Source organism: Gulosibacter chungangensis (assembly GCF_008831155.1).
GTDB lineage: Bacteria > Actinomycetota > Actinomycetes > Actinomycetales > Microbacteriaceae > Gulosibacter > Gulosibacter chungangensis.
Window position 1 is genome coordinate 33,782 of sequence record NZ_WBKB01000012.1, and the last position, 16,185, is coordinate 49,966.

Annotated in this window: 11 protein-coding genes; all 11 read right to left on the bottom strand. The window is 60.4% G+C overall.

Features of this window, described 5'->3' with window-relative positions:
• Positions 1-16: 16 nt before the first annotated feature.
• Positions 17-1,183: a non-hydrolyzing UDP-N-acetylglucosamine 2-epimerase gene (gene wecB, locus F8O05_RS14075; RefSeq protein WP_158053386.1), complete on the bottom strand. Its 1,167-nt coding sequence runs from the start codon at positions 1,181-1,183 to the stop codon at positions 17-19.
• Between the two features lie 191 nt (positions 1,184-1,374).
• A complete protein-coding gene (locus tag F8O05_RS14080; protein WP_158053387.1) occupies positions 1,375-3,087 on the bottom strand; it encodes an asparagine synthetase B family protein in 1,713 nt (570 codons plus the stop codon).
• 201 nt (positions 3,088-3,288) lie between these two features.
• Positions 3,289-5,319, bottom strand: coding sequence for a hypothetical protein (locus tag F8O05_RS14085; protein ID WP_158053388.1), 2,031 nt, complete (start codon positions 5,317-5,319; stop codon positions 3,289-3,291).
• Positions 5,320-5,440: 121 nt separating this feature from the next.
• Positions 5,441-7,018, bottom strand: coding sequence for a glycosyltransferase family 4 protein (locus F8O05_RS14090; RefSeq protein ID WP_158053389.1), 1,578 nt, complete (start codon positions 7,016-7,018; stop codon positions 5,441-5,443).
• A 34-nt stretch (positions 7,019-7,052) separates the two neighbouring features.
• Positions 7,053-8,036 carry a Gfo/Idh/MocA family protein gene (locus F8O05_RS14095; protein WP_225735932.1) on the bottom strand — a complete coding sequence of 328 codons (984 nt, stop codon included), beginning with the start codon at positions 8,034-8,036 and terminating at the stop codon, positions 7,053-7,055.
• Positions 8,037-8,039: 3 nt separating this feature from the next.
• Positions 8,040-9,137, bottom strand: coding sequence for a DegT/DnrJ/EryC1/StrS family aminotransferase (locus tag F8O05_RS14100; protein WP_158053390.1), 1,098 nt, complete (start codon positions 9,135-9,137; stop codon positions 8,040-8,042).
• A gap of 13 nt (positions 9,138-9,150) precedes the next feature.
• Positions 9,151-9,753: an N-acetyltransferase gene (locus F8O05_RS14105; protein ID WP_158053391.1), complete on the bottom strand. Its 603-nt coding sequence runs from the start codon at positions 9,751-9,753 to the stop codon at positions 9,151-9,153.
• Positions 9,753-11,060 carry a nucleotide sugar dehydrogenase gene (locus F8O05_RS14110; RefSeq protein ID WP_158053392.1) on the bottom strand — a complete coding sequence of 436 codons (1,308 nt, stop codon included), beginning with the start codon at positions 11,058-11,060 and terminating at the stop codon, positions 9,753-9,755. The genes F8O05_RS14105 and F8O05_RS14110 overlap by 1 nt, the downstream gene beginning before the upstream one ends.
• 121 nt (positions 11,061-11,181) lie before the next feature.
• Positions 11,182-13,398 (bottom strand): glycosyltransferase, encoded by a 2,217-nt coding sequence (locus F8O05_RS14115; protein ID WP_158053393.1) that lies wholly within the window; start codon positions 13,396-13,398, stop codon positions 11,182-11,184.
• Positions 13,395-14,156 (bottom strand): hypothetical protein, encoded by a 762-nt coding sequence (locus F8O05_RS14120; protein WP_158053394.1) that lies wholly within the window; start codon positions 14,154-14,156, stop codon positions 13,395-13,397. The genes F8O05_RS14115 and F8O05_RS14120 overlap by 4 nt, the downstream gene beginning before the upstream one ends.
• Positions 14,157-14,216: 60 nt before the next feature.
• The gene (locus F8O05_RS14125; protein WP_158053395.1) at positions 14,217-15,995 is read right to left on the bottom strand and encodes a glycosyltransferase family 4 protein; all 1,779 of its coding nucleotides are present in this window, start codon (positions 15,993-15,995) and stop codon (positions 14,217-14,219) included.
• Positions 15,996-16,185: the final 190 nt, after the last annotated feature.

Consider the following 16,185-nt stretch of genomic DNA (forward strand, 5'->3'; position numbering starts at 1 on the left):
TCCGCTGCAGAAATAACTACGGCCGAGTAAGCCCGTCGTCGAACTCCTCAAGGCGGCTACCGACGCCCAGTAATTCCGCGATCGCTGCAACCGTTCGTTCTGCAGCGCGGCCGTCGCCATACGGGTTTACGGCGTTCGCCATTTTGTCGTATGCAGCTTTGTCGGTAAGAAGTTCGGTGACGTCGTTGAAGATTCGCTCTTCATCGGTCCCGATGAGTCGAACGGTGCCCGCTTCGACTGCTTCCGGACGTTCGGTGTTTTCGCGCATGACGAGCACGGGCTTACCGAGAGAGGGCGCTTCTTCCTGGACGCCGCCCGAGTCGGTGAGGACGACGGTTGAGAGGCTCAGTGCGTGAGTGAATTCACCGTATGGCATCGGCTCTGTGACAGTGACGTTCGCCAACCCCTCGAGGTAGGGCAGCACTGCTTCACGCACGACCGGGTTCCTGTGCGCGGGCAACAGGAACAGCACGTCCGGGTGCGTCTCGGCCAGACGCTTGATCGCACGCCCAACACCGTGCATCGCGTCACCTTGGTTCTCACGACGGTGCGTGGTGATTACAACGAGCTGGGTTCCCTCAGCGACCTTCTGCGCGATCTCCTGCAGCGCCGGGTCTGTGAATGGGACGGCGAGCTCAACCACATCAAACAGCGCGTCGATCACAGTGTTACCAGTGACGTAGACGTCGTCTTCTGCAATTGCTTCGCGAAGCAGGTTGCCGCGGCTCACCGAGGTGGGCGCGAGGTGGAGCGAGCTGATTTGCGACGTCATCTTGCGGTTCGCCTCTTCGGGGAACGGCGAGAAAATATCGAAACTGCGTAGACCCGCTTCGGCGTGCACGACGGGGATCCCTCGGTAGAACGCCGCGATGCCGCCAGCGGTCGAGGTCGTGGTATCTCCCTGTACGATCACGGCGTCGGGCTTTTCTGACTCGAGAATTGCGTCGAGGCCAGCAATAGTCTTCGCCATCACCGTGTTCAGCGTCTGACGCGGTTCAATGATGTTGAGGTCGAAGTCTGGAGTGATACCGAAGAGTTCGTTTACTTGGTCGAGCATCTCACGGTGCTGACCCGTCACGGTCACGACGCATTCAAAATCGGGGGATGCATCCAGCGCCTTAACGATCGGCGCCATCTTGATGGCCTCGGGTCGCGTGCCGTAGATCGGCATTACTTTCTTCAAGTTACTCCTTGTAAAAATCCACGCGTTACGGAACGCGTCTGGTCCCGATGAAGACCATTGAGTGCCGACGCGCATGGTTTATCACTTAGGGATGCGCATGCACGACGTATGGCGTCCGGCACGCACATCGCACGGAATCAACGGTACCAAGGTAAGGCCACCAAGGTCGGTGCGGCGTCGGATGCGCAGTTCTAACGGCGGATCTTGGGAACCCAATCGCCTTCGAGCCACAGGTCGGCAAGCACGAGTCGCCAAGTCATGAGTTGAAGCCATCGAGGGCTCTTGTCGGACGGCGCCAGACCGCGTGCCGACTTCTCTTGGTATTTTGCGGCTTGTTCAACGATCCCACGGAACTCGGGTGCAAGGTAGCGGCGCAGTTCCCTCCACCGTGGGCTCGTTGTCACATACCTGGATGCGCTCGAGATCGGCGATGCGAAAAAGTCACGATCCTTTGCTGCGTCAAATGCCGTGTCGTCGACGGGTCCTGTGTACGGTTCGGGTTTCGCGGTGCGCTCAAGGTAGTGGTCGCCAGAGATGCCCTCCAATGGACCAGTCGCTTCGAACCGGAACCGACCGTCGTTAGCAAGCGGAACTTGGAGTGCCTCCGGCCAAATCTCCTGGATCGCGAGGAAGGCCGTGATCTGCCGCATCCGGTTCATGATCGGCAAAGCGTCCGCGACAGCGGTCACCTGTGAGTCAACGTATGGATAAAGGACTTCAGCCTCGCGGTCGAGCTGAGTAGCGTGCGGCTGAAGATATCGACTCGAGCGAATATCCCGGCCATACATATAAAGGAGTTCCAGGTTCGTAAAGGCGGGGACACTTGCTGCCCAGTCTTGAATCGCGCGCTCCGAGTCACGGTTGTGTCGAGGCGATAGCACCGATGCGCTTCGGTCAAGTAGCAGATGCCAAGCCGCTTCAAGTGCATTATTGGCAGTACGTTCTAGCACACCCTTGAAGAGAGGCCATTGACCAGCTGCGAGAGATTCCCCTACGTTCATTGGGTCTGCAACTGCGTAAGGCGAGACCAGCGCTTCGGACGGTATCAAGCCCTGTGCCTCACCAATGCTCTGTCTCATTGAGTCGACGAAGCCACTGGGATCGATGAGTTCGGGAGTTTTTACGATCAGTTCGATGCCAGCGAGCGCAGCAAGTTGGGCGGCCACCATCACCTCTTCGCTATCGGCACCTCCCTGACACACCGCGGTGATATTCTCGACCGGATGCTCCTTCAGTAGGCCGAGGAGCAGTCGACTATCGACGCCACCGCTAAGGCGGAGCTGAATCTCGTCTTTTGGCTGCGAGTCGAGCAATCGTGCGGTCGACTCCCTCAGTGCAGTCACGAGTTCGGCGGTGCCAGTCCGCCGGGGGTCTTCGTTGGATTCCAGAGTCGTTTCGTGTCCCACAGGCGCAGCGATGAGCTGCAGTCGCCCGCTACCAATCGACAGCGCAGTCCGTGGTGGCAAGACACGCACCCCGTCGAAGGGAGTACATCCTGAAACAGAGAATCCAAAATTGATGTACTCGAGGAGATAGTCTCGCGAGGTCCGAATCTGGCGTCGGCTCACCGCAGCCATTGCGATGGCAATCGTGATTGGCCGGTTCGACACGTAGATGAAATCAGCGTCCTGGCCGTAGTGAATTGCTTCTAGGGTTGGGGCCGTGTTCCACGCCGTGATTCGGTCGGTGCTCTTGTCGCCCTTTATCGCAGCGAACGAGCCGTAGGTGTCGTCACCATAACGAATCGTTCCACCAGCCGAATAGACACCGTCGAGAAGTCGCGAAGCAGTTTTCGGCGCTGTGGCAGCTGTCCAGCGACCCTTCTTCACAACGAGTCCGTCTCGGATACCCGCTGGGTGCCACAGCAGGAGTGACCCACCATTTGTAGTGATATCAACGAACACCTGCGGTTTCTTGGAATATCGTTCTCCAAGAAATTGGGGGTATGTTCGCTCAACGGCCTTCGAAGCTACGGTTAGTTTCCGCGCCGAGCGAGCTGTTTTTTCTTTCGGAACGATTGCAAGCAACACTGCCATTTTGCGTTCTCGACTTTCTTGTTGGATTTATGGGTGGCGTGGACGCAATGTGGCCACGCTACCCCGCGATTAGCGTTCGACGATATTGTCGAGGAACTGCTTGACCTGCTGGACACGCGCCGACCACGACTCCGACTCACGCGCGGCGCTGATGGCGGCTTGGTAATCGGTATTACTCATCCGCTCAAGTGTCTCTACGAGCGAATCCGTGTCACGCTGTGTAGCTGCACCGACCATGTTGTGTTCAACGAACGCCGCAATGGCCATGTCTGAGTAAGTGATGACCGGGAACCCCTTTTCGATCATGCTGATCGTCTTGTAGGGGAACGAGAACCGCGCGTATTCACTGTCGAGCAGCACTGCGCCGATTGTCAGTTCCGAAGACGGTAGGTACACGTCGAGTGAGTTCGTAGATACAGAGACTCGAGGGTGTTCTGCTAGCCCAAACGACGCCAATTCTTCGAGTAACTGCTCGGTCTCACCGGGCCGCACAACGAAATCTACGAAGAATTCGTTTTCGACGAGCGTCTGCATGGCGGTGAGCAAATTAGTCATCGCGTACACGGCGCCGACTCCACCGGCATACAGCAGCGTTGGACCGTTTCGCTTGTCACGGAGCGTCCCCGACTCCAGCACGTTCTCCGGCGCCACGCCCGGCGGTAGCGCAACCCAAGGCGTGGACGGTGCATCATGCCCGGCGAGCAATCGCTTGAAGCCTTCGACTGACGCTGGATCGGGCGCAAGCAGGAGGTCTGCAGCTCCTCCGACGTGGTTAAGTTCGTGCAGTCCGTTTGCGATGATCCCGTCAGTGCCGTCGGCCGCTTGAGCGATACCGGCCTTCGGGTCGAGCCAATGCAGGTCACGCACAAACCACGCGCTCCGTCCGCCTGCCTCACGCCATTTCCGCAAGAAGTCACCGAGTTCCTCACGGATATCTGCAGAAGGAATCGGCGAGGTTGAGTTTTCACCGTAGAAGATCTCTGCTTTCCGTCCAGCAGAGATCAGGTCAAGTACGAAATCACGCCGACGTCGGAAGCCATTGACGTTCGAGGCAATTCGAACCGTTGGCGTATCCGAGTCAAGGGCCTCCGCCATGTTTCGGATTCGCTGAGGTCGAGCCCCGTCCGTTCGATCTTCTAGACCTGTCGTCGAGAAGAACACGTTGAACGGACCTTCATTCTCAGTAACGTTGAGCTGCTCAAAGCTACTTGGGTATTGCTGTTCTACGAGGTTCCGAAGAACCGCAATGGGTTCCCCTGTCTCGACGATTCGGGCGGACCGTTCCTGCTTCAAGGATCCCGTCAATACGTCATCCAATAGCTTGGCTAGGCGTGAACCTCGACCGAGTTGTTTGAACCCGATCTGACGGCCCCATCGAGAAAGTCCAATTGTATCTTCAGCAATGAGCCGGTCGCCCTGCGTTGTGTCAACCAAATAGGCGCCCAGTGACGATGCGTGCTTTGAAGAGCCAACCAGCACCATGTGCGTCGCGTGTTCGAGTCGCTGTACTGCGGTTTCGTGGAATGAACGATTCCGTGTCAAGTCACGTGCACGGAACAACGCATCGGCCGCGATGGTATTGACTGACGCACCGTGTTTCGCGGCCACTGCATTGAACATCTGCTCGTAAGCCTCGATACGTTCACCGTTGCTACCTTCGGGATAGACGACAGCAATCCGCGCTGTGGCCGCACCTTCAGTGAGAAGTTTCGGCAATCCCTCAAATGAGAACTGTGGATGCAGCAGGTGAGCACTCTGAGAGCCCTTGGACAGAGCCTTGTCGAACTCGTAATCGTCTTCGAGGAAAAGCACTTCGGCGCCACTCGTGAGGTCGCCAAACCGACGCGAGAAAATTGCGCGGGAACGACTGAAATCCAGGTCCTCGCGCCAAAGCAGTGGAATAAATGGAAGCGAAATATGCCGTTTAGCGATGCCGTTGGCGGAAAGACCAGACGCCATTACGACATCGTGTCCTCCAACGTCAATGACCTGATTGAAGTAGGAAGCAATCTGATTGCCAAACTTCTGCAACGTCACCGAGGTGATCCAGTTCGCTGGTTTCGCAAATTTCCGTCGTGCCGAGGTCGTGAGCCAAGCCAAATGGCTCAGGCTTAAGACGTCCACTTCGTGGCCATGTCGTTGCAGTCGTTCGCACCATAGGACTTCAGCAGGGCCCATCGATGAGGAAAGGAACAGTACTTTCAAGATCTCTCCTCGAGTCTCAGTTAGTATCTGCCAGCGGCAGACCCATCATGACCATTTCTTTCGCTACTGTCTGCCGGGGCCCACTCTGGCTAGCAACCCTTTCGGACGCCAGACGGGACATCTTTTGGAACCGTTCCGCGCTCTTGAACAGCGCAATCATTCCAGCGACCATTCCTTCGACGTCTTCGGGGCCAGCGAGGACCGCTACCTCGTCGTTGACAAATTCTGGGACGGCCGCGACAGCGTTCGTGATTGGGACGAGGCCGCTCGCCATCGCTTCATCGCGAGATACGCCTTGCGTGTCCAGTCGTGTAGGTACAAGGAAGATGCCGTACTCGCGATGCAGACGGGCTATCTCCGTTTGGTTGATGAAACCACGGTTGATGTGCACGTTCGCATCTTCGGCAAACGTCGATTCGAATTCCCCGAAGTATCGTCCGTCGCCCACAATCTTGACGTCAAGCTTCGACCAATATGGAGTCTCGCGAAGAGCCTTAAGCACACGGACGGCAATGTCGCTGCCGTAGTTGAAATTATTCGCCGTGCGCACCCACAGGATCTTAAAGCGCTGGTCGGCAGACTTCGGCATGTACCGGAACAGACTCGTATCAACCAGGTTGTGGATGACTTCAGTTTTGCTCGTCGGGATTGTTAGTTCGAGGTCTTCTTGCGCAGCATTTCGCCACCATTGAGAAACGAAGACATACTTCACGGGTCCGTTTGGGTGAGCGAGAACGCGGCGCCAGAATTGTTGTCGTCGCAGCGACGTAGCGAGCTCTCGCTCAAGCGCATCACTGCTGCGGTAGTTGTGCAGTGACCGCACCCACCGACGGGCTTCAAACCCGTGGATATAGCAGTACAGGCGTTGCCCATCAAGATAGGGCGCCATCTTCTGCCACAAGTACTCACTCATAAAGTGAGTGCTCACACTCTCGTATTCATGACGCTGGAGCAGAGCGGCGAGTTCCTGCCCTTGCCCAGCTATAACGGTCACGCCGTCGTACTCGAATATTTCCGACGTTGCATTTCGGGAGACCACCGCGACGTGAACCTCAGCCCCGCCTTCCTGATATAGCTTCACACGGCGGTGCACGAAGCCGTTACCGTATTCAGCACCCTCTCGCGGATACACCTCGACGACAACAAGATGCCGAACCGTGGAACCGGCCGAAGGCGAGAAGGAATCAAGATACTGCTGCGCGAGTATCAGGGATTCCTCGCTGCTTTCTTCAACATCTCTTTCTGCGTCGAAGCCGTGTTGTTCCGACATTTGGAAGTAGAGTTGCTTCAGGTACGACAACTCATACTGCAAAAACGTCGAGATTTGCGCTTCCGAGTATGTAGAACCGGCTGCCTGCAACGGGACCATGTGGCCGTTACTGATCGCTTCGCCAATGAGTGGTGCGTTCTGCGGCGGTGCCGCTGCGACGGAACGAAGAGTGTTCGTCAGCTTGTTCTGAGGAAGTGCCTTGACCTTGTCTTTGGCGAAGCTCTTCATTCCGTCTGGAAGACGTCGTCCTAGGGCTGCAGCCGCTTTAGCAGTCTTCGTCCCTGCGACGCGGAGTCCAGCGTTGATCCGGTTCTTGATTGACATTCTCTTCTCGGTGATCCTGACCCGGGTTCAGCGGTCAGAGCTCGATTTCGTGGCCAACCGAGGCGGATTCGATCATGGCTTCTGCGACACGTAATGTGTTCAGGCCTTCCGCCATGGAGACGTACTCACTCGGCTTGCCCAGGATCGCGTCGCGCCACGCTTCGTGCTCGGTCTTCAACGGTTCTTGCTTCTCAAACGCGTACCGGAAGGCGTCACCTTCCGTGACGCCACGGAAGTTCTCCACCGGCTGCCACGTACTCCGAACCGTCCCGTTCTCGAAGAACCGCAAATCTGCCGTCAATGTGTCGGCAACAAACACTCCATTTTCACCGGTCACCACCGTGGAACGTTCCTTCACCGCTGACAACCAATTCACGGTGTGATTCACAATCACACCATTCTCCAACCGACCAACCGCGAGCACCATATCCTCATACGCACGGCCGGCAACCTTCACGGTCTCCGCACTAATCCGGGCATACGACGAACGCGTCAACCAAGCGGTCAAATCAATATCATGCGTGGCCAGATCCTTCACCACACCAACATCCGCGATCCGCGCCGGAAACGGACCCTCACGCCGCGTCGACACCTGATACACCTGACCCAGCTGACCGTCATCTAGCCGACGACGAAGCTCCTGCAACGCCGGATTAAACCGCTCAATATGCCCAACCGCACCAATCAAGCCCACCTCGGCGAACGCGCCAGCGAGCCGCTCACCCGCCTGGACGTTTTCGGCGATCGGTTTCTCTACCATCGCGTGCACGCCAGCCTCGGCAAGCTTTAGTCCGACTTCTTCATGCATCCCGGTCGGCACCGCGCACATCACGGCGTCCACACCATGCTCGATCAGCTGATCCACGGTCTCGAACAGCGGCAGGTCGCCCGCGACGCCGTGCTTGTCCCCCATCGGGTCAGCAACCGCCACCAGCTCCATACCCTCGATGGACCGCATCACCCGGGCATGGTGGCGACCCATCATGCCCAGGCCAATCAAACCAGTACGAATCGTCACGGCCTATGCCTCCTCGACCACGGTGTTCACCGCAGCAATGATCCGGTCAAGATCCGAAGCAGTCAGCGACGGGTGCACCGGCAGCGAGAACACACTCGCCGCCGCAAGCTTCGTGTTCGGCAAATCCACCGCCACATTAAACGACGGCAACTCGTTCGTCGGCACCGGATAGTAGACACCCGTCCCGACCCCGAACTCGTCCTTCAACCGCGCCAAAAGCTCCGCGCGCTTCGGCGCGAGCGCCTCCGGTAGCCGCACCGTGTACTGGTGATACACATGCGCACACCCCTCGACTACCACCGGGGTCGTCACACCCTGCAACCCAGCAGTCAACACCGCAGCATTCTCCTGCCGCTGCTTCGTCCACCCTGCGACCTTGGTCAACTGCACCCGGCCAATCGCCGCGTGAATGTCGGTCATGCGGTTGTTAAACCCGACCAGTTCGTTCTGGTACTGCACTTCCATGCCCTGGTTCCGCAGCAACCGCAACCGGCGCGCGACCTCCGAATCGGCGACGGACACCATGCCGCCCTCGCCACTGGTCATGTTTTTCGTCGGATACAGACTGAACATCGCGAACGTCCCAAACGTCCCCACCGGCTGTCCCTGCCACGTGGCAGCGTGGGCTTGTGCAGCATCTTCGAACACCATCAGCCCGTGCTTGTCCGCGATCGCCTGGATCGCGGTCATGTTCGCGGCATGCCCGTACAGGTGCACCGGCATGATCGCCTTCGTGCGCGGGGTGATCGCCGCCTCCACCGCGGCCGGGTCAACACAGTACGTGTCGAGTTCGATGTCAACGAACACCGGGGTCGCACCGGTCAACGCGACCGAGTTCCCGGTCGCGGCGAACGTGAACGCCGGCACAATCACCTCATCGCCCGGGCCAATCCCCGCAGCCAGCAACCCCAGGTGCAGGCCGGAGGTGCCCGAGTTCACCGCGACCGACTCACGACCGTCCACGAGGGCGGCCGCGAACTCTTCTTCAAACTTCGCGACCTCGGGGCCCTGCGCGATCATGCCGGTCTGCATGACCCGATCAACCGCAGCGCGCTCCTCGGCACCGATGATGGGTTTGGCCGGTGGAATAAATTCAGGCACCTAACGACCTTCCTTATGCAATGGCGGCAAGACTGCCGTCAGTCTCTACAAAACGTTCCTGCGTGTCGGGGCACTCCCACACCCCGTCCACCTCGACCAGACGGTGGCCGGTCTTCCCGACCCACCCGATCTGCTTCGCCGGAACACCCACCATCAGCGCGTGGTCCGGCACATCTTTCGTCACGACCGAACCCGCCGCGATCAGCGCCCACGCACCGATCGTCACGGGTGCAACGCACACCGAACGCGCGCCGATGGCGGCACCACGCTTGATTGTCACGCCCACCGCGTCCCAGTCCGAAGCCGACTTCTGGGTGCCGTCCGGGTTGATCGCGCGCGGGTAAGTGTCGTTGGTGAGTACCACGGCCGGGCCGATGAAGACACCGTCTTCGAGCACTGCGGGCTCGTACACGAGCGCGTAGTTCTGCACCTTGCAGTTATCGCCAAGGCTCACGCCGGTACCGATATAGGCGCCACGACCGATCACGCAGTTCTCCCCCAGCACGGCGTCTTCGCGCACCTGCGCGAGGTGCCATACCGACGAGCCCGCACCGATCTGTGCGGCATCTGCGACATCGGCGCTGTCGACGATGCGCACGTTCGAACGCTCGCCCATTAGCGAGTAGCCTCGCCCGGGACGCCGATCACGCGACGGGTAACGCCAGCCCAGACCGCGGGGTCGGTCACGTTGCGACCATCCACGAGCGTACGGATGCCTGGCAGGTCCGCAGGCGTCAGCGACCGGTACTCGGCGTGGTCGGTCTGCAGCACCGCGGCATCCACCGACTCACCCAAGTGGTAGGCCGTCCAGCCAAACTTCGCAAGCTCCTCATCGGTGTACATCGGGTCGTGCACGAGCACCTCGGCACCACGCTCAACGAGCGAGTTCACCGTGTCAAACACGCCAGAGAACGCCGTCTCCTTCACGCCACCACGGTACGCAGCACCGAGCACCACGACCTTCTGACCCGAAAGGTCAGCATCATGCGCGCCCGCGAGCAGCCCCACGGTGAACGCCGGCATATCCGCGTTCAATGCACGCGCCGTGCGAACGATCTCCGCCTTCGGGTCGTTCCACAAATACAGACGCGGGTACACCGGGATGCAGTGACCGCCCACTGCGATCCCCGGACGGTGAATGTGGCTATACGGCTGCGAGTTCGATGCCTCGATCACCTGGTACACATCGATGCCGTTTTCCCCGGCATAGCGGGCGAACTCGTTCGCGAGCCCAATGTTCACATCGCGATACGTCGTCTCCGCAAGCTTCGCCAACTCCGAAGCCTCGGCGCTGCCGAGGTCCCAGACCCCGTTCGCACGCTGCAGGTCCGGGCGCTCATCAAAGTCAAGCACGGCCTCGTAAAACTCGCGAGCCCGCTCTGCACCCTCGGGTGAGAGCCCGCCGATGAGCTTCGGGTACTTCCGCAGGTCCTCAAACACGCGGCCCGTGAGCACCCGCTCTGGCGAGAACACCAGGTGGAAGTCCTTACCCTCCACCAGTCCCGAGATCTCTTCGATCATCGGCTTCCAACGGTTCCGCGTGGTGCCCACCGGAAGCGTGGTCTCGTAGGACACGAGCGTGCCGGGGGTCAGGTGCTGCGCGAGTTCCTTCGTCGCGGCATCCATCCACCCAAAATCAGGCTTCGCATCCTGGTCCACAAACAACGGTACGACAAGCACGATCGCGTCCGCACCCGGCACTGCCTCGGCATAGCTCGTCGTGGCCTTCAGATTCCCTGCACCGACCGTCTCTGCAAGCTTTTCCTGCAACAGGTACTCGCCCGGGAACGGTTCCTTAGCCTGATTGATCAGGTCAACCGTCTGTTGGTTGACATCAACACCAGTGACCTGGTGGCCCTTCGACGCGAACTGAACAGCCAGGGGCAGACCGATTTTGCCCAACGCAATGACGACAATTTTCAAAACAGTCGCATCCTTCTCTGAGTGAGTACAAAAGAGCTGGGGACTGTGAGGCCGGACCGCACATCCTCAAGGGTTCAGGCTAACACGCAGGCTCTTCTTGGCCCGTCAACTAACCAGGGTTCTAGCCGCTAATCGCTGCCAGCCACGCATCCTCAACCGCGTGCTCGTCAAACCGTTCGACGGCGGCAATTGCCTGGTTACGAAGCACTGCCAGCTGCACCGGTTCTTCAATAAGACCCAGAATGCGCGACGCGGCTTCCGCAGTACCGGCCACGAGAAATTCATTCCCGAACGTGTGGCGCGCGCCGGGTCGATCCCACACGATGGGCACCGCGCCCGAAGCCATGCCCTCTGCGGGCGCCAGATGGAAGCTTTCGGTCGTAGACGGCGAGAGCATCCACCCGATCTTGCGATACCAGCTGCCCATGTCGGCGCCGAAGGGTTCGAAAGCTACAGCCTCGTGGAGGTCACTCGAGCCAAGTCGCGAGAAGAGATCGAGATAGCTTTCGCGCTGTTCGGGCTTCTGCCACAGGTGTGGGAACTCCCAGGGCATTCGGCCGCGGATGTGCAGGGTGAAGCGGTCATCCACCTCACGCAAGCGACTCAGTAGGTCTATCGCGCGGTCGGGACGTTTGAGGAGCGGCACGAAACCGACAAGGCCAAGGCGATACTCGCGACCCGGCAGCGGCTCGCGCTGCAGGTCGTCGAGGCTCAGAGCATTCGGGATGACCGAGACCTTCGTGGCGTCGACGTCGAGGTGTTCCTGGATGAGTTCGCGCGTGTATTCCGAAACCGCGATGAACTGATCGACGTTCTGTGTGTTGATGTTCCGCAGCCAGCGCCCGCGGAACTCGAACATGTGGAGCCGGACGACAAGGCGCTGCCCCGGCTTCTTGTGCTTCGAGTACCAGACAGCGTTCGAACCGGCCCATTCACAGATGATGACGTCGGCCCAGTCGAGCGCCTTCTTCGAGGCGATCTCGTCGTGCGAATGCAACGCCTTCCACTGATCGATCCGCAGTTCGACGCCGGGCATCCGCTGCAGCAGCTCGACGAGTTCGCCAGCAAACTTGAGGTCGTGTCCGGCGAGTAGCACCTTGAGCGGCTGGTCGGGTGCCTTCGTGTTCGTAACCCCGGCCGCAACCGCCACGGCGTCCACAAATTCACCGTCGTGCGAATCAATGCCGATGCGGCGCAGGTAGCCGCGCAGTTCATCCGCGCGGCTCGAAATGCGATATGGCTGGATCAACGCCGCGAGGCGGCCTGAGAGGTCTTCGTTGCGCTGCAGAGCCACGCGAATCGTCGCCGCGATGTCCGCCGGGGTGTCGGTCCGCGCATCCACGAAGAGGGGATAATCGTCGCCAAAAATGGCCTCGTGAATCGGCGTGCGGTTGATGACCGACGGCACGCCGAGTGCGCTCGATTCGAGCACCTTGGTCGAAACCTCGAGGCTCAGGTCCAGGTCGGAGGAGCGCCAGCTCAGGAGGAGATCCGACTCGGCGACGAGCGCGAGACTCGACGCGCGGTCCTTTGCGCCCGCCCACGTCACGCCAGGAGTTGAGGCCGCCATGACACTCCGCATGTTGTCGGCCCAGTCGGGGTCGCTCGGCTCGTTGTGTACCTTGTCGCCCACCATTGTGAGCGTGGCGTAAATGCCAAGCTGCGCGAGTTCGGCGACAAGCTGCGGCATGAGATCGGTGCGCCAGGCCTTCGCGAACTTGCCCGTGTAAATCAACCGCAGCGGGTTCTCGGGCGTCCCACGCCCGGCAAGCTCGTGCTGTCCGGTGGGCGTAATCTCGTCGGGCACCATTGGGCGAAGCAAGAGCGTCTTGCCCGCAGCATCCGGCACGAGGTTCTCAAGCACCGCGCGAGCCTCTTCAGTCTGTGCGAGCATGTACCGCGTCGAGTTCGCAATCGCACCGATGCGCTCTCGCCGCTGCTCGTCAAAGTGGTCCGGACCGTAGGCGTATTCGGTCACGTAGGCCCACAGCTTCGCCGCGAGCGCGGGTCTCTTCCCGATCGCAGTGGCAGCCTGAATGCCGCGAACCAAAATCACGTCATAGTGGTGCTCGTTGTCGAGCGCCTCGATGGCGTCGGCGGCTTCCTGCACAGTGAGGGTTTCGCGGTTTCGTGGATGCGCGTCAAAGACTTGAACGCTAGGTAGGCTTCGAAGCGGCCCAGACAGCAGCGAGCGCTGCTCGACTGCCTTGAGCTGCACGTGCACATCAGCACCCGCTTTAGCCCAGGCCTCCGCCATCGAAGGCAACCAAATAGCCGAGCCGTCGATGACATTGAGGTTGACGTCGCCGTAGACGAGTACTTTCACGGTCCTGCTCATGCCGCCACCTCCAGGTTGCGAATAATCTCCACGATTCCGGCGGGTGCCTCACCCGGGTTTTCAGTGAAGTGCAGCTGTTCTGCGCTGGGCAGGCCTGGAACGAGCACATTCACGAGGTCTGATCCCTCGAGCAAAATTGCACCGTGGTGGTGCAACTGTTCACCACGCATAACGAGCCAGCAGGTGACACCGCGAGCGCGCGCGGTTTCAAGCGCGGCATACACTTCGCGGATCAATCCGATCCCACTCGGGTCGAGCGCGCCGTCCCACACCCCGGTGAATCCGGCAATGTCGAGGACGACGACTTCAGCCTGCTTCGCGAGGGCCGAAGAGATTCCCGGCACGAAAGGATGCACGCTGTGACCGGCTTCTACGAGCGCTGCTCTGAGGTCCGGCGCGAACACACCGGCAATGGGCCGACCTCCTGCAGCCGTGCGTTCTGGCACGGTGCGCCCGAACATCGCGCGGTGGAGTCGCTCCGCGGCGTGCTCATCAATCACCGTCCCGGCGGCAGCACGACCTGTGACGTTTTTGGCCGCACCCTTCCCGAGACGATTCGGGATGCCCTCGGCGAGCCCGAGGTGGTCGAGCGGATACTTCGCTTGCGCGACTCGCTTCTTCGGGCGACCGATGGCCTGTTGCACGGGTGCGGGCAGCTGCTGCACGACGCGCTTGCCCGAAGTCTTAATCTTCTTACGCATCGGTTTCGGCACGAGCTTGCCAGCGCGCTTGATCGCCTTGGTCACAAAATTCGGCATGGGTGCCCTCGCGGTTGATCGAAAGTGTGGTCGTGGTGTTCGGCTCAGATGGTCTTCGGCCTAACCGACCAGACGTTCATAGACATTCTCATATGTGGCTGCGTTCGCCGCCCACGTGCGCGTCGAAAGGGCCCACTCGCGCCCGTTCTCGCCCATTTCGGCAGCGCGCTCGGGATCGTCAAGCAATCCTCGCAGCGTCTGGGCGAGCGCGTGCTCGTCTTCAGCGGCAAATAGCGCGCCGGTCTCGCCGTCGACGACGAGTTCTTCGAGCGCGGGCAGGCGTGATGCGACAACTGGTCGACCAACTGCGGAGGCTTCGACAGTCTTCATCGGCGTAACCGAGCGAGTCACCGTGAGGTCCTTGCGCGGCACGACGAAGACGTCGAGAGCCGCGTGATTGAAGATCGCTTCGGAACGCGCCACGCGCCCCGGGAAGTCACAGCGGTCGGCGATGCCGAGCTGTTCGGCCAAGACCTTGAGCCCCGGCAGCGCGACACCGTCGCCCGCGATCCTGGCCCGTAGCTGAGGGTATTCCGGAGCCAAGAGCGCGACCGCACGGATAAGCAGATCGAGTCCCTCGTAGTCGACGATGCTCGAGACGGTGCCGACGAGCTGCAGTTCGTCGTCGAGGCCGAGCTTGGCCCGCGCATCCTTCTTCGTCGGCGGCTCGTCGATAAACGGCGACCCGACAGCGTTCGGGCACACCGAGATCTTCGCTTCGTCGACGCCACCGGCTACGAGCTGACGCTTCATGTTTTCGCCAAGGGTGACCACGGCATCCGCTGCCAAGGCTGCGTCGAGCTCGCGTGCCGAAAACTCCAGGTAGCGCTGCGACTCAAGGGCCTTGAGGCCGCGCGTAGAGGCCCAGGTATCGGCCAGCTGCCCGCGCACCTCATACACCCAGGGAATGCCGAAGGCTCGCGCGACCGCGCCAACCGCGAGCGCATTCGTGAAGTGCGTCGTCGTGTGCAAGATGGCAGGACGGAACTTTCGGACTTCCTCAGCGAGGAGCGCGGCCTGCTGATCGGCACGCTCACGAAGGCCCTGCCCGAGGCGAGCGGGAAGCAGCCGCACGTAGCGGATGCCGTCGATCTCGTCTTCACCCGCGGCCCATGCAACACCCACTTGCACGGGATACCCCGGACGAGTCACCGCTTCCACCTCATACCCGTGCTCAACGAGCGACTTCAAGATCGAGTGGCTGCGCTGGGCGTATCCGCTCGAAGTGTGGGGCAGCGAGTTCGTGAGCACGTGCATGACCCGGCCCTTCACCGGCGAGTACCCGACCTTGGCAGGAAGTTCCGGCACGTAACCTGCGAACACCGCTTGCTCGCCAAGCATTCGTTGCGCCAAGTGTGCGTTTCGGGGGTGACGGCTCGCGAACTCCACAGCCCCGTCGTGGTCGCCGCGGTAGAGCGCTATTCGAGCGGCCACTGCGAACCAGGATGCGCGACGGGCTTCAGCAGGAACGCTTTCGATCAGTGCTTCCGCACGGTCGGCGTCGCCGAGTGAGAGCGCGACGTCTGCGAGGTGGGCGAGTTTGTTGGCGGAGCGCTTGGTCGAAAAGTCTGCGTCGGCGAGCGACGCATCCGCCACTGCGCTGTCAATCGACCGCTCGGCGTTCGCTCGCTCGCCGGCGGCTTCAAATCCAATCGCCGCGACTGAGGGAAAGCGCTCCCCAGCCAACTTCGCGACGGTGTTCCCGAGCGCTCCGCGCGACCCCGCCGGAAGCCGGCGCGACACCTGCAGTGCAAGCTGCACGGGGTCGTCAACGATGTGCTCGGTGACGGTCTGCCCCGTGAGCGAAATATTCTGCCACCACGGTCGATTGAGTTTCATTGCTACCTTCTCGACGGTGTCGTCACGCCGCCGCACGTCTCAAGTTTTGGCGCATCAGATGCACGCCGAGTTTCAAGCTCAACAGTTGATTATCGCGTACTCGCCCCGCGATTCCGATTCACCTCACCCGTGACCCTTGGAATCTCCAGGTAGCCACCGTAGTAGTGTCCGGTGAGACAGCTTTCGATTC